The organism is Cupriavidus nantongensis (assembly GCF_001598055.1).
GTDB lineage: Bacteria > Pseudomonadota > Gammaproteobacteria > Burkholderiales > Burkholderiaceae > Cupriavidus > Cupriavidus nantongensis.
In genome coordinates this window covers 844,014-861,234 of the sequence record NZ_CP014845.1, presented here as the reverse complement: position 1 = coordinate 861,234, position 17,221 = coordinate 844,014, and the positions used below count along the sequence as shown (strand labels likewise).

Sequence of the window (17,221 nt, the reverse complement as noted above, 5' to 3'; positions counted from 1 at the left end):
AACACCACCGTTCCTCGCGGCTAGGCCGAAGCGGGCTCGAGGATCTGCCCGCCGCCATAGCTGGACTGCACCGGCACCGCTCCGCCCGCCGTCATCCTGATCGCGCAATACTTGAACTCGGGAATCTTGCCGAACGGGTCCAGCGCCGGGTTGGTCAGCTTGTTGATCGCCGCCTCGTAGTAGCAGAACGGCACGAACACGGCGCCGCGCGGCGTGCCGGCATCGGCGCGGGCATAGAGCCTGACTTCGCCGCGCCGCGACGACAGCGTGACCACGCCGCCCGGCGTGCCGCCGAGCGCGTCGAGGTCCAGCGGATGCACCAGCGCCACCGGATCGGGTTCGATCGCGTCGAGCACGCCGGCGCGCCGTGTCATGCTGCCGGTGTGCCAGTGCTCGAGCTGGCGCCCGGTGATCAGCACCATCGGGTAGTCGGCATCCGGCCGCTCCGCCGCCGGGATGATATCGGCCGGCACAAAACGGCCCCGCCCGGTCGCGGTCGGGAAGCTGTCGGTGAAGATCACCGGCTCGCCCGGATCGCCCTCTTCCTTGCACGGATACGTCACCGCGTGTTCGCGCTCCAGCCGCTCCCAGGTCACGCCTCCGATGCTCGGCATCGCCTGCCGCATCTCGTTGAACACGTCCTCGACGCTGTCGTAGCGCCAGTCCAGCCCCAGCTGCGCCGCCATCTGCTGGACGATCCACAGGTCCTGGCGCGCCTGCCCCGGCGGATTCAGCGCCTGCCGGCCGAGCTGCACGGTGCGGTCGGTGTTGGTGAAGGTGCCGGTCTTTTCGGGGAAGGCCGAGGCCGGCAGCACCACATCGGCCAGGTATGCGGTCTCGGTCAGGAAGATGTCCTGCACCACCAGGTGGTCGAGCGAGGCCAGTGCTGCGCGCGCATGCTCGGCGTCGGGATCGGACATCGCCGGGTTCTCGCCCATGATGTACATGCCGCGCACTTCGCCGCGCTCGATCGCCTGCATCACCTCGACCACGGTCAGCCCGGGCTGGCGGTCCAGCGGCATGCCCCACAGCGCCTCGAAGCTGGCGATCGCCAGCGGATCGTCGACGCGCCGGTAGTCCGGATACATCATCGGGATCAGCCCCGCGTCGGAAGCGCCCTGCACGTTGTTCTGCCCGCGCAGCGGATGCAGCCCGGTGCCGGGCCGGCCGATCTGGCCCGTCATCAGCGCCAGCGCGATCAGGCAGCGCGCGTTGTCGGTGCCGTGCACGTGCTGCGACACGCCCATGCCCCACAGGATCATCGAACTCTTGGCGGTGGCATAGACGCGCGCGACCTCGCGGATGGTTTCGGCGTCGATGCCGCAGATCGGCGCCATCAGCTCGGGGCTGTACGCGGCCACGTTGCGCTGCAGTTCGTCGAAGCCGATGGTGCGGCTGTCGATGAAGTCCTGGTCGACCAGCCCCTCGTTGACGATCACATGCATCATCGCGTTGAGCAGCGCCACGTCGGCATCGGGCTTGAACTGCAGGAAGCACCAGGCGAAGCGCGCCAGGTCGGAGCGGCGCGGATCGGCCACGATCAGCTTGGTGCCGTTCTTCACTGCATTCTTGATCCAGCTGGCCGCGACCGGGTGGTTCACGGTCGGGTTGGCGCCGATCACGATCACCACCTCGGCCTTGTCGACATCCATTACGGGGTTCGACACCGCGCCCGAGCCGATCCCTTCCAGCAGCGCCGCCACCGACGAGGCGTGGCACAGCCGCGTGCAGTGGTCGACGTTGTTGCTGCCGAAGCCGGTGCGCACCAGCTTCTGGAACAGGTAGGCCTCTTCATTGCTGCCCTTGGCCGAGCCAAACCCGGCCAGCGCGCGCTTGCCATGCGTATCGCGGATCTGCGCGAGCTTGCCGCCGGCCAGCGCCAGCGCTTCTTCCCAGCTGGCCTCGCGGAACACGTCCATGACGTGGTCCGGGTCCATGACGAAATCGCCCTGCTTCGGCACGCCGTCGCGGCGCACCAGCGGCACCGTCAGCCGCTGCGGATGCTGGACATAGTCGAAGCCGTAGCGGCCCTTCACGCACAGGCGCCGGTGGTTGGCCGGGCCATCGCGCCCTTCGACGAACAGGATGCGGTTGTCCTTGACGTTGTAGGTCAGCTGGCAACCGACGCCGCAATACGGGCACACCGATTCCACCTGCTTGTCGGGCACCGCCAGCGCGGCATCGCGCGCGGGCATCAGCGCGCCGGTCGGGCAGGCCTGCACGCATTCGCCGCAGGCGACGCAGGTGGACGCGCCCATCGGGTCGTCCATGTCGAACACGATACGCGCATCGTCGCCGCGCAGCGCCAGGCCGATCACGTCGTTGACCTGTTCGTCGCGGCAGGCGCGCAGGCAGCGGGTGCACTGGATGCAGGCATCGAGGTTGACCGCGATGGCCGGGTGCGACAGGTCCGCCGCCACGCGTTCGCGCGGGGCGAAGCGCGGCTTGCCGACTTCCAGCCGGGCGGCCCATTGGTCAAGCTCGTTGTTGCGCGTGTATTCCGCTTCCGGCATGTCCGACTGCAGCAGTTCCAGCACGGTGCGCTGGGCGCGGCGGGCGCGCTCGGATTCGGTCTGCACCTGCATGCCTGCAGTGGGATAGCGGCAGCAGGACGGCGCCAGCACGCGCTCGCCCTGGATCTCGACCATGCAGGCGCGGCAATTGCCGGCGGGCTCGAGGCCGTCCTTGTAGCACAGGTGCGGCACGTCGAAGCCTTCGCGCTGCGCCACCTTCAGCAGGCTTTCGCCGGGCTGCGCGCTGACTTCACGGCCGTTGAGGGTAAAGGTAACGGCTGGCTCGGCGGATTCGACTAGCGCGCGTTCGGCGCGGGTCAGTGCATTCATGTCTGTCTCTCAGGCTCGGCCGGCATCAGGCCAGTTCGTGCGGGAAGTACTTGATCACGCAGTCGACGGGATTCGGCGCGGCCTGTCCCAGGCCGCAGATCGAGGCATCGCGCATCACCGCGGACAGGTCGTCCAGCGCCGCCAGGTCCCACTTCGGCTGGCGGATCAGGTCGAGCGTCTTGGCCGTGCCGGTGCGGCACGGCGTGCATTGGCCGCACGACTCGTGCTTGAAGAAATGCATCAGGTTGCGCGCCGCCTGCGTGGCGCTGTCGTGGTCGGACAGGATCACGATCGCGGCCGAGCCGATAAAGCAGCCGTAGGGCTGCAGCGTGTCGAAGTCGAGCGGGATATTGCCCAGCGCCGCCGGCAGGATGCCGCCCGACGCGCCGCCGGGCAGGTAGCCGTAGAACGCATGGCCGTCGAGCATGCCGCCGCAGTATTCGTCGATCAGCTCGCGCACCGTGATCCCGGCCGGCGCCAGGTGCACGCCGGGGCGCTTGACCCGGCCCGAGACCGAGAACGAACGCAGGCCCTTGCGCCCGTTGCGCCCTTGCGAGGCAAACCACTCGGCGCCCTTCTCGATGATGTCGCGCACCCAGTACAGGGTTTCGAAGTTGTGCTCCAGCGTGGGCCGGCCGAACAGCCCCACCTGCGCCACATAGGGCGGGCGCAGCCGCGGCATGCCGCGCTTGCCTTCGATCGATTCGATCATGGCCGATTCTTCGCCGCAGATATACGCGCCCGCGCCGCGGCGCAGCTCGATGCGCGGCAGGCCGGGGACCGGCGGGTCCTGCTGCAGCTGCTGCAAGGCTTCGGCCAGCAGCGCGCGGCAGCCGGCATATTCGTCGCGCAGGTAGATGTAGATCGCCGCCACGTCGACCACGTGCGCCGCGATCAGCATGCCTTCGAGGAAGCGGTGCGGATCGCGTTCCAGGTAGACCCGGTCCTTGAAGGTGCCGGGCTCGCCCTCGTCGATATTGACCGCCATCAGCCGCGGCGCGGCTTCGCCACGCACGATGCGCCATTTGCGCCCGGTCGGGAAGCCCGCTCCGCCCAGGCCGCGCAGGCCGGAATCTTCCATCGTGGCCAGCACCGCGGCCGGGTCGAGCCCGCCGCCGGCCAGGTCCTTCAGCAAGGCATAGCCGCCGTCGCGCCGGTAGGCGTCGTAGTCGATATGGGGTTCGGGCGCATGGCGCACCGCCTTGGCCTGCACCGCGGTGCCGATGGCCTCGGCGGTAGCATGGTCGACCGGGTTCTGCCCGACCAGCGCGGCGGGCGCCTTCTCGCAGCGGCCGATGCAGGGGGCGGCGATCACGCGCACCTCGGTGCCGAGCAGCGCCGGCAGCTTGTCGATCAGCGCCTGCGCGCCGGCCAGCTCGCAGGCAATGCCCTCGCATACGCGCACGGTCAGCGCCGGCGGCGGCGCGATCTGGCCGTCGGCATCCTCGCGCACCACGTCGAAGTGGTGGTAGAAGGTGGCGACCTCGTAGACCTCGGTCATCGACAGCCGCAGCTCGCTGGCCAGCGCCACCAGGTGCGGCATGGCAAGCTGGCCGTAGCGGTCGTTGATGCAGTGCAGGTGTTCGATCAGCAGGTCGCGCCGGCGGGGCATGTCGCCCAGCGCCACGCGCACTTCGGCCAGCGCGGCCGCGTCGACCTGCCGGCCCTTGGGCTGGCGGCGCTTGCGCTGCCGGCTGAGGCCGGTGGCCTCGAGGGGAATGACAACCTGGTTCATGGCGTGCCTGGATGTTGTTTGTGGGGTTGCGCTGCGCGATCAGGAAGGCGCCCGGCGGGCCGCCCTCCTGTCGTGCCTTGTTGTTGTCGTATTGTGCTCTATCGCGCGCGGCGGCTGTGCAGGCATCGCAGCCGCACGCGCCCGGGTACTGCTGGCGCCTGTCGGCGCCTATCGGCGCCGTACTGCTTTCTTCATCAGGTCAGGTCTTCGGGCACGGTACGGTAACCCATCGGCGCAGCGGTGTTGGCATGCACGTACTTGCGGGCATGGGCTTCGCGCATCGGCTTGAGCACGAACAGCGCCATCGCCGCGGTCAGTGCCGCCATGCCCGCGGCCACCATGAAGACCGCATGCCAGCTGCCGGTGGCGGCGGTGATCACGCTGGAGAACGGCACCAGCAACGCCGCCGTGCCCTTGGCGGTGTACAGCAGGCCGGCGTTGGTGGCGGCAAACTTGGGCCCGAAGGTGTCGCCGCAGGTGGCCGGGAACAGGCTGTAGATCTCGCCCCAGGCGAAGAACACCACCCCCGTCAGGATCACGAACGCGACCGGATGGTGCCCGTACTTCGACAGCAGCAGGATGCCGACGGCCTCGACCGCGAAGGCGAAGAACATGGTGCGTTCACGGCCGATATGGTCGGAGATCCAGCCGAAGAACGGACGCGTCAGGCCATTGAGCACGCGGTCGATGGTCAGTGCGAAGGTCAGCGCCGGCAGCGTCAGGCCGAGGATGGAGATCGGCGCCTCGTGCAGGCCGAAGTCCTTGGCGATCGGGCCCAGCTGCGCGGTCGCCATCAGGCCGCCGGCGGCCATCATCACGAACATCGCGTACATGACCCAGAAGATCGGCGACTTCAGCACCTCGCGCGGCGATGCGTTGTAGGTGGCGGCAGTCTTCAGCGTGGTCTTGACCTCGCTCAGGATCTTGGCCGACGGCGGGTACAGGGCCATGCCGAGGATGAACACCACCAGCCCCTGGCCCAGCCCAAACCACAGGAAGGCCGCTTCATAGCCCGAGGTCTTGATCATGTTGGCGATCGGCACCACGGTCAGTGCCGAGCCGGCGCCGAAGCCCGCCGCGGTGATCCCCGCCGCTAGGCCGCGGCGATTCGGGAACCACTTCAGCGCATTGCCCACGCAGGTGCCATACACCGCGCCCGCGCCCAGGCCGCCGATGGCCGCCGCGACGTAAAGCATGGGCAGCGATGACGCCACCGAGTTCAGCGCCCAGGCCACTGCGCACAGCAGGCCGCCGCCCACCACCACCGGGCGCGGGCCATACTTGTCGACCAGGTAGCCCTCGATCGGCACCAGCCAGGTTTCGGTAACGACGAAGATGGTGAATGCGACCTGGATCGCGGTACGGCCCCAGCCGTATTTGTCGTCGATCGGGTTGACGAACAGGGTCCAGCCGTACTGCATGTTGGCGATCATCGCCATGCAGATCACGCCGAATACCAGTTGCACCCACGGCGACGCAAAGCGCGACGTGGACTCCCTCTGCTGCAATTCCATGATGTCTCCTTATAGCGGCGAACCGCCAAGGTGGAAGATGGGCGCCTTCAGACGCCTCTGCGTGACTCTCGGTTGAAGAACAGCTGAGCCGTTCTAGTGCTATACGGTATGTGATATATCAGGTAAGTCAAGCGTATTCGTCGCGGCTGTGCAGCATGCAGCCGCGTTACCTGGTGCCGTAGCCGCCACGGAGCGCCTGCGACTGGTGCGCAAGCTGCATCAATGGCTGTTCCGGCAGCATCAAGAGTCCTTGAAAATCAAGCAGTTGCCTTGCGGTTGGTGATAAATCGGCCAGCGCACGGCATCCGCAAGCATGCCGGGGATCGCGCCATCGAAAAACCGGGAAAACGATCGGTTGGGGAAAGTCCCTAGATGCAGACATGGATGTCCGGCCGTGTCCGTATCGATATGGAATGTCGGGGAATCCACGCGGGGCCTGGCACGCTCGGTGCCGATGGTGGACAGCGCGCAAGGAGGCGCCAAGGCGTTCGCTATTGCGAACAGGGAGAAAGAGGAGGCTGTGAAGAGGGAATGGGCGGCCGTGCTCGCCGTGATGGTCGCAAGGGATGCCGGCCGCTACAGCCCTTGCCTTCAGCGCTTCAGCGCGAACGCGCCGCGCGCCTGGCGGCTTCAGGCATAGGCGAGTTCGCCAGCCGCAGGCACGATGCGCGACGCGCTGGCGCGGCCCACGCCGTCGCTGTGCTGGTCCGAGCCCAGGCCAGCGAAGCGGCCGTGGTCCTGCGCGGTGACCAGCACATCCATGGGCAGGCGCGTGGCCAGCAGCGTGGTCACGCCCACACCGACAGCAATCAGGGCCAGGCCAAGGGCGACGAGAAGAGCGACTTCCATTTGAAAACTCCAGTAGCGTTGTGATCAGGAGTTTTCATTATATGCTGCGCCGCACTATGTGTAAATATCCTGTATGTAATATATCAATAGAGGTGATGCACTAATCCAACACACGCCCACGCCCTGTCAGACCGTCGTCGGTTCGCGCTTGCGGACCGGAGGCTCCTGGTACTCCTGGCCGCGCAACGCGTCCCAGATCGCCGCAGCGTTGGGCTTGAGCGACCGGCTCTTGCGCCGCACCAGCATCACCGTCGATGTCACCTGTGGCCGCAGCGGCCGCATCACGGCGGCGGGATGCATGCCGCCGGCCTGGGCCCGCGAAGGCACCACGCCGATGCCCAGCCCCAGCGCCACCATGCCGAACACCGCGGCGAAATGGCCCAGCAACTGCAGCGAGCCGGCGCGCACGTGATAGCTGCTGAGCGCCTTTTCCACCACGGGCTGCACGCCGCATTGCTGGTCCAGCGTCAGCACGCTGGCATCGCACAGGTCGTCCCACCCTACGGTGTCGTGCTGGGCCAGCGGGTGCTTGGCGGGCAGCACGGCGTGATACGGGTCGACGCACAAGGGCTCGCAATACAGGTCGTCGCCGGCACGCGGATCGGTGGCGATGCCGAAGTCGACCTCGCCGCTGCGCACGCTCTGCAGCACCGATTCCTGCGAGCGGTCCTTCAGGTGGATGGCGATCGCCGGCCACGCCTGCCTGCAACCGGCCAGCCAGGTCGGCAGCGACATCGAACTCAGCACCGGGTCCGACGCGATCTGCACCAGGCCCTGGCAGGGGCGGCTGGCGCTCTGGCTGTCGCGCAGGGTCTGCTCCACTTCCTCGATCAGGTGGCAGATGCGCTGCGACAGGTGCTGGCCGGCGTCGGTCAGCTCCACCTGGCGCGTGGTGCGGTCGAACAGGCGCTGGTCGATCTCTTCTTCCAGCTCGCGCACGCTGCGGCTGACCGCGGATTGCGTCAGGCCCAGTTCCACCGCGGCGCGGGTAAAGCTCTTGTGCCGGGCCACCGCGGCAAAGGCCTTCAGTTGCGGGAGCGAGATATTCATGGCCTGCCCCCCTGCCCCGCGCCGGCATGGCCTAGGCGAAGCCTGTCTTCAGGCACGGCATGGCGCCGTGGTGCACGCACGGTTGCGTTCAATCCGGTCACGGTTGTCTCCTGGTTTGCGTGGCTGTGGGCAGCCATCGTTGTTGTCGGCCATGATGATGGCCGGCGGCTGGCTCCTGCGCTGCCGGAGTGCCGGATTCTCGGGGGAAATGTTGAACGGACGATTGATGCTACTTGAATCTAAGATCAGCACTGCATAAAGTTTTTTATCGTTTATATAGCCGATCGTTTATAGGACGGGAGCAGGATGAAGAACGCCACGCTGCGGCAGCTGAAGGTCTTCGAGACCGTTGCCCGCCATATGAGCTTTTCTCGCGCCGCCGAGGAACTGCACCTGACCCAGCCCGCGGTATCGACCCAGGTGCGGCAACTCGAGCACCACGTCGGGCTGCCGCTGTTCGAGCAGCTCGGCAAGAAGATCTACCTGACGCCGGCGGGCCATGAAATGCTGCATTACAGCCGCAGCATCATCCAGCAGTTCCGCGAGGCCGAAGACGCCATGTCGCAGCTCAAGGGCATCTCCGGCGGCCGCCTCAATGTCGCGGTGATCAGCGCCGGCGATTATTTCTTTCCGCGGCTGCTGGCGGAATTCATGGACCGCCACGAGGGCGTGACGCTGAACCTGGCCGTGCACAACCGCGAGGAACTGCTGCACCAGCTGGCCGGCAACCTGACCGACCTCGCGGTAATGGTGCGCCCGCCCGAAGGTATGGACACCATCAACGAGGCCTTCGCCCCCCACCCTTACGTGATCGTCGCCGCGCCCAGCCATCCGCTGGTGGGCAAGCGCAATATCCCGCTGGCCGAACTCGCCGACGAGGCCTTTGTCTCGCGCGAGAAAGGCTCGGACACCTGGAACTCGATGCAGGAGGGCTTTGCCGGCCGGCTGTCGAACCTGCGCATCGCCATGGAGATCAAGAGCACCGAAACCATCAAGCAGGCGGTGATCGCCAACATGGGCCTTGCCTTCCTGTCGGCGCATACCGTGGGCCTGGAGCTGCAGGCCGGCAAGCTCGCCGTGCTCGATATCGAAGGCTTCCCGGTGATGCTCAACTGGTACGTGGTGCACCGCAAGAACAAGCGGCTGCCGCCGGTGGCGCTGGCGTTCAAGCAGTTTCTGATGGAAGAAGGCGCGGACCTGATCCAGACCATCACCGGGGTCACCGGCCTGGTTCGGCACGATGCATAAATAATGACTTATGGTTTTCCTATGAAAGTTTAATTATCGTAAATCGTTCGCCCTCCCTATGCTTGTCTCAACCCAACTGCCAGCGCGCACCCGAGGAGACCAGCATGAACCCCGCCCAGCAGGAAAGCCGCCACGCCGCCATCACGGTCGGTGCCGACAACCAGCCGATCCCGCGCGAGACCCAGCTCGCGGCGTATAACGCGGCCTTTATCGAACTGGGGCTGCGCTTTCGCTGGGACGCCGCCATGTATGAATGGCTGTGCGGCATCGAATGCGAAAAGGGTCGCGTGGCCCGCTATATCGAGGAACACCACCCTCACCTGCTGGCCGCCTACGACGCCGCGTTCCTGAGCGGGCTGATCTTCGAGAAAAAGAACGAGTACCTGCGCGCGGTCGGCCATCTCAACTGAGCGGCCCGATCGGTTCACGGCGAGGCGCGCGACAGCGGCCTCGCCGTTTTTTGTTCAGCTGACCTTGGCCACCATCAGGTAGAAGATGGCCAGGAACGAGAACAGCGCCGGAAAGCCCAGCCCGAACCACCACCAGAACAGGCGCCAGTAGACGCGCGGCAGCTGCGGCCCGGTGCAGTCCAGCGCCACGTCGCGCATGCGCTTCTGCAGCCAGACCACCGGCAGCCAGCAGGCAATGGCGACGGCGTAAAGCACCACCGACCACTTCAGCCACGGCACCGTCCACGAGAACCCAGCCATCTTCACCAGCGCATAGCCGGTCAGCGGCTGCAGGATGGCAGTGGAAGCGGTGAAGATCCAGTCGGCGATCACCACCATGCGCGCGGTCGCGCCAACCGTGCGGACATTGCGCGTCAGCGTCGCGCCGACCAGGTAGAAGGCGCTGCCCACGCCGGTGCCGAACAGGAAGGTGGCCGACAGGATATGCAGCCATTTCAGCGTGACGTAGTCCATGTCCGCTCCTCGGTCAGGTGCAGCCACCACAGCACCGCCAGCATCGGCACGTTCTTGCTGAGCGGGCCATACGGATGCAGCCAGTATTCCGGCAGGCGCACGCTGATGATTACTGTGTAGCCCAGGATCAGCGCGATCTGCGCCAGCCACAGCCAGCGCGGGCGCCGCGGCAGCACGCACAGCACGCCGAAGGCCAGGTCGAGCAGCGCGGCGCCATACAGCGCCAGCGGCTGCAGCGCCGCCGGCACGCCCGCGCGCGCCAGCAGCGCGTAGCTGTCGGCCACCGGGTACAGCCCCAGCGAAACCAAGGCGGTGACGATCCACACAAAGGCCAGGCTCCAGCGCAGCAGCGGATGGATCCAGCGCTGCAGCGCCTGCGCGCGCAACGCGCCGCGCAGTCCCGGCGGGATGAATGCGGGCACCGCCCGCGGCGGCCGCCCTAGCACCCGCGCGAGGCCGGCCGGGTCGGCCACGCTGCCCTGGTCCAGCATGGTCAGCGCCTCGCGCCCCAGCACGCCGCCGGTGGCGCGTTCGGCCAGCGGCATCACCGCCCGCGCCAGCGCGCGCGGCAGCGGCAACAGCCACGCCTTGCCGCGCAAACCCAGGCCATGGCGCAACGCGTCCAGGTAGCCGGCCAGCGGCATCGGCGCCGGGCCCACCAGCGCAAGCCGGCCCGAGCGCCAGGGCGCTGCGCCGCCCCACTCGGTCAGCAACGCCACGATGGCCTGCGCCACGTCGTCGACATGGACCGGCTGCACCGGCTGCCTGCCGCCGCCCGGCAGCGCCAGGCAGGGCAGCGTCGCCAGCGCGCAGAACAGCTGCGCACTGGTGCCGTCGGCACCGAACACCAGCGATGGCTGCAGCACCACGGCATCGATGCCGAGGCTTAGCAGGTGCTGGTCGGCCGTGCGCTTGCTGCGGTGGAAACAGGTCAGCGCGTGTTCGTCGGCACCCAGCGCCGACATCTGCACCACCAGCCGCACGCGCTGCTGTAGACAGGCGTCGAACAGCGCCTGCGGCGCGGCGCGGTGCAGTACGTCGAAGCGCTGCGTCGCGGTCTCGCGGAAGATGCCGATGAGATTGACCACCGCATCGACATCGGCCAGCAACGGTGCCCAGTCCGCCGCCGCGGTCATCCGCGCGAAATCGACGGCACGAAATTCGCTTGCCGGGCAGGCATGGCCGCTGTGCGGCGCTTCGGGTGCATCGTGCGCAGGCACGCGCCGCACCCCCGCTATCACATGGAATCCTACATCCAGCATGGCGGCACACGCATGCCGGCCGATAAAGCCGCTGGCGCCGAGCACCAGCACGCGCTGGATGCGGCCACGGTGCTGCGCCGCGCCGCGGTCTCGGGCACTTGCGCCAGCCTGTTGTCCACCGGCATGCTCGCCTGCGGCGGCAGCGTCGACTGCGGCAGCGCGTTCGCGCCCGTCAACGCCGTCAGCCACTGGATCTGGGGCGACCGGGCCATTCACACCAACCGGCCGTCGGTGCGGCATACCGTGCTGGGCTATGTCATCCACCATGCGATGTCGGTGTTCTGGGCGGCGTTCTACGAAGGCGCGATGGCCGTCAGCGCCACCCATGGCGATGCCCATCCCGGCGCGCGCCCTGCTGCATACCCAACGACGCCGACGCGCGTGCTCGGCGGCCTGGTGATTGCCGGCATTGCGTGCTTCGTCGACCTGAAGTGCACGCCCCATCGCCTTACCCCTGGCTTCGAGCGCCGGCTGTCGCCCGGCATGCTGGCACTGGTCTACGTGGCCTTCGGGCTGGCGCTGCCGCTGGGCGCGATGCTGCTGCGGCACGCCGGCAAACGGGCTTGAGTCCGGCCGCCGCCCGCGGTCTGTGTCCGTCCTGCTGCACGCAGCGCCAGTAAATTTCACACGGCTCTCCCGCTTTTACCGTTTCCGCCGCGCCCGGGCGGGCCTTTGCGTTGCGCCGGGCAACGCCCAGCACCAGCCGTGCAAGCTCCACGCCACCGCGCGCCCTGGCGCTGGTGCCAGCCGGGCATGATCGTTGCGGCGGCGAGCGCCCGGCCGGGCCGTCGTTCCTTCACCGCCTGCTCACCGCAGCGGCCGCGCCCCGCTCACCTCAACCGGAGAGACCACCATGTTCATGCACAACAAGCGACTGCAGTACACCGTGCGCGTATCGCGTCCCGATCCCGGCCTGGCCAACCTGCTGCTGGAGCAGTTCGGCGGCCCGCAGGGCGAGCTGGCCGCGGCATGCCGCTATTTCACGCAGGCCCTGGCCGAGGAAGATCCCGGCCGCAAGGACATGCTGCTCGATATCGCCACGGAGGAACTGAGCCACCTGGAGGTGATCGGCTCGATCATCGCCATGCTCAACCGCGGCGCCAAGGGCGAGCTGGCCGAAGGCCTGGACCAGGAGGCCGAGCTCTACCGCTCGCTGCAGGGCGCCGGGAACGACAGCCACGTGACGCAGGTGCTGTTCGGCGGCGGGCCGGCGCTGGTCAACTCGGCCGGCGTGCCGTGGACGGCAGCCTATGTCGACACCATCGGCGAGCCCACGGCCGACCTGCGCTCCAACATTGCCGCCGAGGCGCGCGCCAAGATCATCTACGAGCGCCTGATGAACGTGACCGACGACCCAAGCGTGCAGGAGGCGCTGGGCTTCCTGATGACGCGCGAGATCTCGCACCAGAAGTCGTTCGAGAAGGCGCTGTATTCGATCACGCCCAACTTCCCGCCGGGCAAGACGCCGGGCGACCCGCAGTTCGCCAACGTCTACTTCAAGATGTCGCAGGGCGAGGCGATGCGCGGGCCATGGAACGGCGACCGCAGCTTCGTTTTCGTCGAAAGCCCCACACCCGCGGTGGATGGCGGCGACGGCACCGCGCAGGTCGACCTGCCCGCGGAGCAGCAGGGCACGCTGGAAGCGTTTGCGATGCGCGGCGCCTCCGACCCGCAGAGCGACCCGGTGACCGGAGCCGAACTGGGATCGGGCGAGGCCGAAGCCGACGACCCGCAGCAGAACCCGCAGCCCTGACATGCGCGGCGGGTGCGGAACGCTAGGGGCGCCCTGCGTCCGCACTGCGTCCGCCCTACGGCCGCCACGCCGTCAGCGTCATCGCCACCATCGCCACGTTCATGGCGACGATGATGCCGACGGCCAGCGTGGCCAGCACGAACACCGTGCGCGAGTTGGCGTAGCGGCCCATCAGCCTGCGGTCGCTGGTAAAGCGCAGCAGCGGGATCGCGGCGAACGGAAGCTGCAGGCTCAGGATCACCTGGCTGACCAGCAGCAGCTGCGCCATGCCGCGCTCGGCAAACAGGATGGCCACCACCAGCGCCGGCACGATCGCCACGCAGCGCGTCAGCAGGCGGCGCGCCCACGGCGGCAGCCGGGTGCGGATAAAGCCTTCCATTACCACCTGCCCCGCCAGCGTGGCGGTCACGGCCGAGCACTGCCCCGACGCCAGCAGCGCGATGCCAAACACGACGCTGGCCCAGGTGGCGCCGGTGAGCGGACTGAGCAGGCGATAGGCGTCCTGGATCTCCGCCACATCGGTGCGCCCGGCCGCATGGAATACCCCGGCGGCGGTGACCAGGATCGCGCTGTTGATGACGAAGGCAACCGCCAGCGCGGTGACCGTATCGAAGGCGATATAGCGCAGCGCGCGTTCGGTGCCCTGCCGGTCCGCGTGCGGCAGGCGCGTCTTGACCACGGCGGAGTGCAGGTACAGGTTGTGCGGCATCACCGTGGCGCCGATGATGCCGGTAGCGATATACAGCGCACCGGCATCGCCCAGCACCGCCATGCGCGGCACCAGGCCCGCGGCCAGATCCGGCCACGCGGGCTGCGCCAGCGCCAGCATCAGCAGGAAGCAGCCCAGCACCAGCACCACCATGCTGATGACGAAGACTTCCAGCCGCCGATAGCCGCGCTGCTGCAACACCAGCACCAGCAGCACGTCGAGCACCGTCAGCGCCACCCCCCAGGGCAGCGGCAGTCCGAACAGCAGGTTCAGCGCAATTGCGGTGCCGATCACTTCGGCCAGGTCGGCGGCGCAGATCGCCACTTCGCACAGCACCCATTGCGACCAAGCCGACAATGGCGATGCATGCCGGCGGCACGCCTGCGCCAGGTCCAGCCCGCTGACCAGGCCGAGGCGGCTGGCCATGACTTGCAGCAGCATCGCCATGGCGCTCGCCATCGCCACCACCCACAGCAGGCGATAGCCGTAGGCCGAGCCGCCGGCGAGATCGGTGGCCCAGTTGCCGGGGTCCATATAGCCGACCGCGACCAGGTAGCCGGGTCCGGCGAAGCGCGCGAAGTCGCGCCAGGCATAGGCGGGCGGCGCGGCGGTTAGTTCGGGAGGCATCAGGACACGGCAGACACCGCTACACCGGGGGCGGCATGAGACGCGCCAGCATGGAGGCGGCACCTGCCGCGACGATGAACAGGCCCACGGTCATGCGCACGGGATGGCAGCGCCAGCGCCGCCAGAACCAGCCGTCTCGATCCATCGCCATTCTCCCGATGGGCCGGACCACCGCGGTGCCGGCAGACTTGGCGTAGCGCAAGGATCGTTCCCGCGTGGCAAAGCTGGCCACGCGCTCGCTGCGGCGCACGCGCCGGGCCGCGTGGTAATTCAGGCGCGGCGGCATGCATGCCGGCTTGCAAGCTTTACGCGCGCCCGTGCCAGCCAGCTGCACGGGCGGGAAATCGTCGTAACATACCGCTCCCAGCCCTTGCTCGACACCGCCGGCGGCAGCCGGACGCACACCCCGCCCGCTTGATGGCCACGCGACGCACCGACCAAGACTTTATCCGGGACCTGACGCGCCTGCTGTGCAGCGAAGGCGTCTCGTCGCTGACCATCGGCGAGATCGCGCAGCGCATGCGCTGCTCGCGGCGGCGGCTGTACGAGATCGCGCCGACCAAGGAGGCGTTGTTCGTCGGCATCTGCCGCGATGTTCTGGCGGCCAACCTGGAACGGGGCTTCGCCGCTGCGCGCGGCGAGCGCGATGCCGCGCGCGCCGTGTCGGCCTACCTGCACGCCGCGCTGAATATGTCGGGACTAAGCAAGGCTGCGCTGGCCGACCTCGATGCCATCGACAGCGGCCGGGCGGTGTTCGACGCGTACCAGCTGGCGCGCGTGCGCGGGCTGGAAAGCCTGCTCGAGGCCGGCATGCGGCAAGGACTGATGGCGCCGCACAACCCGCGGCTGGTGTCCGAAGCGATCCTCGGCGCCGCGCACCGACTGCGCAGCCAGCAGTTCCTGAAGGACACCGGGATGAAGATGGGCGATGCCTTCAGCGAGTTCTACGAGATCATCCTGAACGGCCTGCTGTGCCGGCCTGAACCCGACGACCCCACTCAGGCCACCTGCCGCTCCTGTCCGCCCCAGTAGCGCCCCCGGATGGCCTTGCGGTCGATCTTGCCCAGCGCCGTCAGCGGCAGCGCATCGGCAAACACTACCTGCTTGGGCGCGTTGACCACGCCCTTGTGCCGGGTCACGTGGGCGATCACGTCGGCCTCGGTCAGGTCAGTGCCGGGTCGGGCCACCACCACGGCGGTCACGGCTTCGCCCCATTTGGGATCCGGCACGCCGATCACCGCCGACATGGCGATGGCCGGATGCAGCGCCAGGCAGTGCTCGACTTCGCTCGGGTACACGTTGAAGCCGCCGCTGATGATCATGTCCTTGGCGCGGTCGACCAGGTACAGGAATCCTTCGCTGTCGCAGCGGGCCATGTCGCCGGTGTGCAGCCAGTCGCCGGCAAAGACCCTGGCGTTTTCTTCCGGTCGGTTCAGGTAGCCTTCCATCACCAGCGGGCCGCGCACGCACAGCTCGCCCACCTCGCCCGGCGCGACTTCACGCATCTGCGCGTCGAGCAGCCTGACCTGGTTGCCGGGGATCACCTTGCCGCACGAGCGCAGGCGCTCGGGATGGTCCGGATCGTGGTCGCGCGGGCTCAGGTAGCTGATGCACATCGGCGCTTCGGCCTGGCCGTAGATCTGCCCGAACACCGGGCCAATGCGGCGCAGCGCGTCGGCCAGCCGCACCGGCGCGATCGGCGCCGCGCCGTAGAGCACCAGTTCCAGGCTGGACAGGTCGGCCGTGTCGAGGCCGTCGCAATCGAGCAGCCCGTAGATCTGCGTGGGCACCAGGAAGGTCAGGTTGATGCGGTGCTCGGCCACGCGGCGCAGGAAATCGGCCGGGCTGAACTTGTCGCACAGGTAGATGGTGCCGCCGCGCAGCAGCGTCGGCAGGAACAGGCTGCCGGACGCGTGCGAGATCGGCGTGGTCACCAGGTACCGCATCTGCGCCGGCCATTCGTAGGTGGCCAGCATGTACTGCAGCATCGTCACCGAGGTCCGGTGGGTATGCAGGATGCCCTTGGAACGTCCGGTGGTGCCGCCGGTGTACGACAGCTTGCTGATCTCGGTCGGATCGTCGCCGGGGACCACGGGCGCGTCATCGAAGGCCGCCGCGGCGCTGGCGAGGCCGGGGCCGAACTCGCCGTCGTCGAGCGGCAGCACCTGTAGCCGCGAGCTGGCGCTGAGCGCGCGCGCCCGCTCCGCGAAGCGGGCATTGTCGACCACCAGCGCCTGCACGCCCGCGTCTTGCAGCACGAAGGCATGGTCGGCCTCTGCGGCCATCGGGTGCAGCGACACGGCCTTCAGTCCGGCCAGTTGCGCGGCGATGATGGCAGCGACCGCCTCGGCGCGATTGCCTACCAGGAAGGCCACCACGTCCTGGCGCGCCAGGCCGCGCGCGGCAAACAGCCGCGCGATGCGCGCGCAGTGCCGGGCCAGCGCCTCATAGCTCAGCGTGACATCGTCGCCGACCACGGCGGGTACGCCAGGCCGCGCGCGCAGCGCCGCGGTATAGAGCTGGCCGACGGTCGCGCCGCCGTGGACGAGCGCAGCCGCCGAAGCCTGACGGACCATGTTGTCTCCCTGGAATGGTTCTGGTCAGGCTCCCAATGTAGGGGCCGCCCGGTACCACGTCAACGCTTTTGGTACCGAGAAGGCCGGGTTAATACAGGGCGAAGCGGTGTCCGGGAGACACTCCGACAGCAA

Annotated in this window: 15 protein-coding genes; 5 read left to right on the top strand and 10 right to left on the bottom strand. The window is 68.1% G+C overall.

Features of this window, described 5'->3' with window-relative positions; translation table 11 throughout:
- Nucleotides 1-20: 20 nt before the first annotated feature.
- The 5 genes from fdhF to A2G96_RS25080 all read right to left on the bottom strand — a co-directional run bounded on the left by fdhF (nt 21) and on the right by A2G96_RS25080 (nt 7,991).
- A complete protein-coding gene (gene fdhF, locus A2G96_RS25105; RefSeq protein WP_062802906.1) occupies nt 21-2,843 on the bottom strand; it encodes a formate dehydrogenase subunit alpha in 2,823 nt (940 codons plus the stop codon).
- Nucleotides 2,844-2,868: 25 nt separating this feature from the next.
- Nucleotides 2,869-4,578: an NADH-ubiquinone oxidoreductase-F iron-sulfur binding region domain-containing protein gene (locus tag A2G96_RS25100; protein WP_062802905.1), complete on the bottom strand. Its 1,710-nt coding sequence runs from the start codon at nt 4,576-4,578 to the stop codon at nt 2,869-2,871.
- Nucleotides 4,579-4,772: 194 nt separating this feature from the next.
- Nucleotides 4,773-6,092, bottom strand: a complete 1,320-nt coding sequence (gene oxlT / locus A2G96_RS25095; protein WP_062802904.1) for an oxalate/formate MFS antiporter — start codon at nt 6,090-6,092, stop codon at nt 4,773-4,775.
- Between the two features lie 630 nt (nt 6,093-6,722).
- Nucleotides 6,723-6,941: a hypothetical protein gene (locus A2G96_RS25085; RefSeq protein WP_062802902.1), complete on the bottom strand. Its 219-nt coding sequence runs from the start codon at nt 6,939-6,941 to the stop codon at nt 6,723-6,725.
- Between the two features lie 126 nt (nt 6,942-7,067).
- Nucleotides 7,068-7,991 carry a LysR family transcriptional regulator gene (locus tag A2G96_RS25080; protein ID WP_062802901.1) on the bottom strand — a complete coding sequence of 308 codons (924 nt, stop codon included), beginning with the start codon at nt 7,989-7,991 and terminating at the stop codon, nt 7,068-7,070.
- 306 nt (nt 7,992-8,297) lie between these two features.
- Between A2G96_RS25080 and A2G96_RS25075 the strand changes: the two genes are divergently transcribed.
- Nucleotides 8,298-9,239 carry a LysR family transcriptional regulator gene (locus A2G96_RS25075; RefSeq protein ID WP_062802900.1) on the top strand — a complete coding sequence of 314 codons (942 nt, stop codon included), beginning with the start codon at nt 8,298-8,300 and terminating at the stop codon, nt 9,237-9,239.
- Nucleotides 9,240-9,343: 104 nt separating this feature from the next.
- Nucleotides 9,344-9,649 carry an HAD family hydrolase gene (locus A2G96_RS25070; protein WP_012356314.1) on the top strand — a complete coding sequence of 102 codons (306 nt, stop codon included), beginning with the start codon at nt 9,344-9,346 and terminating at the stop codon, nt 9,647-9,649.
- Nucleotides 9,650-9,703: 54 nt separating this feature from the next.
- Here A2G96_RS25070 and A2G96_RS25065 read toward each other — a convergent pair whose 3' ends face one another.
- Nucleotides 9,704-10,162 carry a DUF2269 family protein gene (locus A2G96_RS25065; RefSeq protein ID WP_062802899.1) on the bottom strand — a complete coding sequence of 153 codons (459 nt, stop codon included), beginning with the start codon at nt 10,160-10,162 and terminating at the stop codon, nt 9,704-9,706.
- A complete protein-coding gene (locus A2G96_RS25060) occupies nt 10,144-11,424 on the bottom strand; it encodes an SDR family oxidoreductase (protein WP_231909741.1) in 1,281 nt (426 codons plus the stop codon). Before A2G96_RS25060 ends, A2G96_RS25065 begins: the two co-directional genes overlap by 19 nt.
- On the opposite strand from A2G96_RS25060, the gene A2G96_RS25055 reads away from it, so the two are divergent.
- Both A2G96_RS25055 and A2G96_RS25050 read left to right on the top strand, forming a co-directional pair.
- Nucleotides 11,404-11,991: a hypothetical protein gene (locus A2G96_RS25055; protein ID WP_231909740.1), complete on the top strand. Its 588-nt coding sequence runs from the start codon at nt 11,404-11,406 to the stop codon at nt 11,989-11,991. The two genes, A2G96_RS25060 and A2G96_RS25055, sit on opposite strands and share 21 nt — an antisense overlap.
- A 286-nt stretch (nt 11,992-12,277) precedes the next feature.
- On the top strand, nt 12,278-13,177 hold the full coding sequence (locus tag A2G96_RS25050) for a manganese catalase family protein (RefSeq protein WP_062802896.1): 900 nt from the start codon (nt 12,278-12,280) through the stop codon (nt 13,175-13,177).
- Between the two features lie 55 nt (nt 13,178-13,232).
- On the opposite strand, the gene A2G96_RS25045 is transcribed toward A2G96_RS25050, so the two are convergent.
- Together A2G96_RS25045 and A2G96_RS25040 are read right to left on the bottom strand one after the other, a co-directional pair.
- Entirely contained in the window at nt 13,233-14,513 is a 1,281-nt protein-coding gene (locus A2G96_RS25045; protein WP_062802895.1) for an Nramp family divalent metal transporter, read from the bottom strand.
- A 19-nt stretch (nt 14,514-14,532) separates the two neighbouring features.
- Nucleotides 14,533-14,799: a hypothetical protein gene (locus tag A2G96_RS25040; RefSeq protein ID WP_062802894.1), complete on the bottom strand. Its 267-nt coding sequence runs from the start codon at nt 14,797-14,799 to the stop codon at nt 14,533-14,535.
- Nucleotides 14,800-14,930: 131 nt separating this feature from the next.
- Here A2G96_RS25040 and A2G96_RS25035 point away from each other — a divergent pair, with 131 nt between their 5' ends.
- Complete coding sequence (locus A2G96_RS25035) at nt 14,931-15,545, top strand: TetR/AcrR family transcriptional regulator (protein WP_062802893.1); 615 nt, start codon at nt 14,931-14,933, stop codon at nt 15,543-15,545.
- On the opposite strand, the gene A2G96_RS25030 is transcribed toward A2G96_RS25035, so the two are convergent.
- Nucleotides 15,512-17,089 (bottom strand): AMP-binding protein, encoded by a 1,578-nt coding sequence (locus A2G96_RS25030; protein WP_062802892.1) that lies wholly within the window; start codon nt 17,087-17,089, stop codon nt 15,512-15,514. The genes A2G96_RS25035 and A2G96_RS25030 overlap by 34 nt on opposite strands.
- Between the last annotated feature and the right edge of the window lie 132 nt (nt 17,090-17,221).

Coding starts and splice junctions, on each gene's coding strand:
- oxlT (WP_062802904.1), bottom strand. CDS start 6,092: ATGGAATTGCAGCAGAGGGAGTCCACGTCGCGCTTTGCGTCGCCGTGG.
- fdhF (WP_062802906.1), bottom strand. CDS start 2,843: ATGAATGCACTGACCCGCGCCGAACGCGCGCTAGTCGAATCCGCCGAG.
- A2G96_RS25100 (WP_062802905.1), bottom strand. CDS start 4,578: ATGAACCAGGTTGTCATTCCCCTCGAGGCCACCGGCCTCAGCCGGCAG.
- A2G96_RS25050 (WP_062802896.1), top strand. CDS start 12,278: ATGTTCATGCACAACAAGCGACTGCAGTACACCGTGCGCGTATCGCGT.
- A2G96_RS25080 (WP_062802901.1), bottom strand. CDS start 7,991: ATGAATATCTCGCTCCCGCAACTGAAGGCCTTTGCCGCGGTGGCCCGG.
- A2G96_RS25085 (WP_062802902.1), bottom strand. CDS start 6,941: ATGGAAGTCGCTCTTCTCGTCGCCCTTGGCCTGGCCCTGATTGCTGTC.
- A2G96_RS25060 (WP_231909741.1), bottom strand. CDS start 11,424: ATGCTGGATGTAGGATTCCATGTGATAGCGGGGGTGCGGCGCGTGCCT.
- A2G96_RS25030 (WP_062802892.1), bottom strand. CDS start 17,089: ATGGTCCGTCAGGCTTCGGCGGCTGCGCTCGTCCACGGCGGCGCGACC.
- A2G96_RS25055 (WP_231909740.1), top strand. CDS start 11,404: ATGGAATCCTACATCCAGCATGGCGGCACACGCATGCCGGCCGATAAA.
- A2G96_RS25040 (WP_062802894.1), bottom strand. CDS start 14,799: ATGCCGCCGCGCCTGAATTACCACGCGGCCCGGCGCGTGCGCCGCAGC.
- A2G96_RS25035 (WP_062802893.1), top strand. CDS start 14,931: ATGGCCACGCGACGCACCGACCAAGACTTTATCCGGGACCTGACGCGC.
- A2G96_RS25075 (WP_062802900.1), top strand. CDS start 8,298: ATGAAGAACGCCACGCTGCGGCAGCTGAAGGTCTTCGAGACCGTTGCC.
- A2G96_RS25045 (WP_062802895.1), bottom strand. CDS start 14,513: ATGCCTCCCGAACTAACCGCCGCGCCGCCCGCCTATGCCTGGCGCGAC.
- A2G96_RS25065 (WP_062802899.1), bottom strand. CDS start 10,162: ATGGACTACGTCACGCTGAAATGGCTGCATATCCTGTCGGCCACCTTC.
- A2G96_RS25070 (WP_012356314.1), top strand. CDS start 9,344: ATGAACCCCGCCCAGCAGGAAAGCCGCCACGCCGCCATCACGGTCGGT.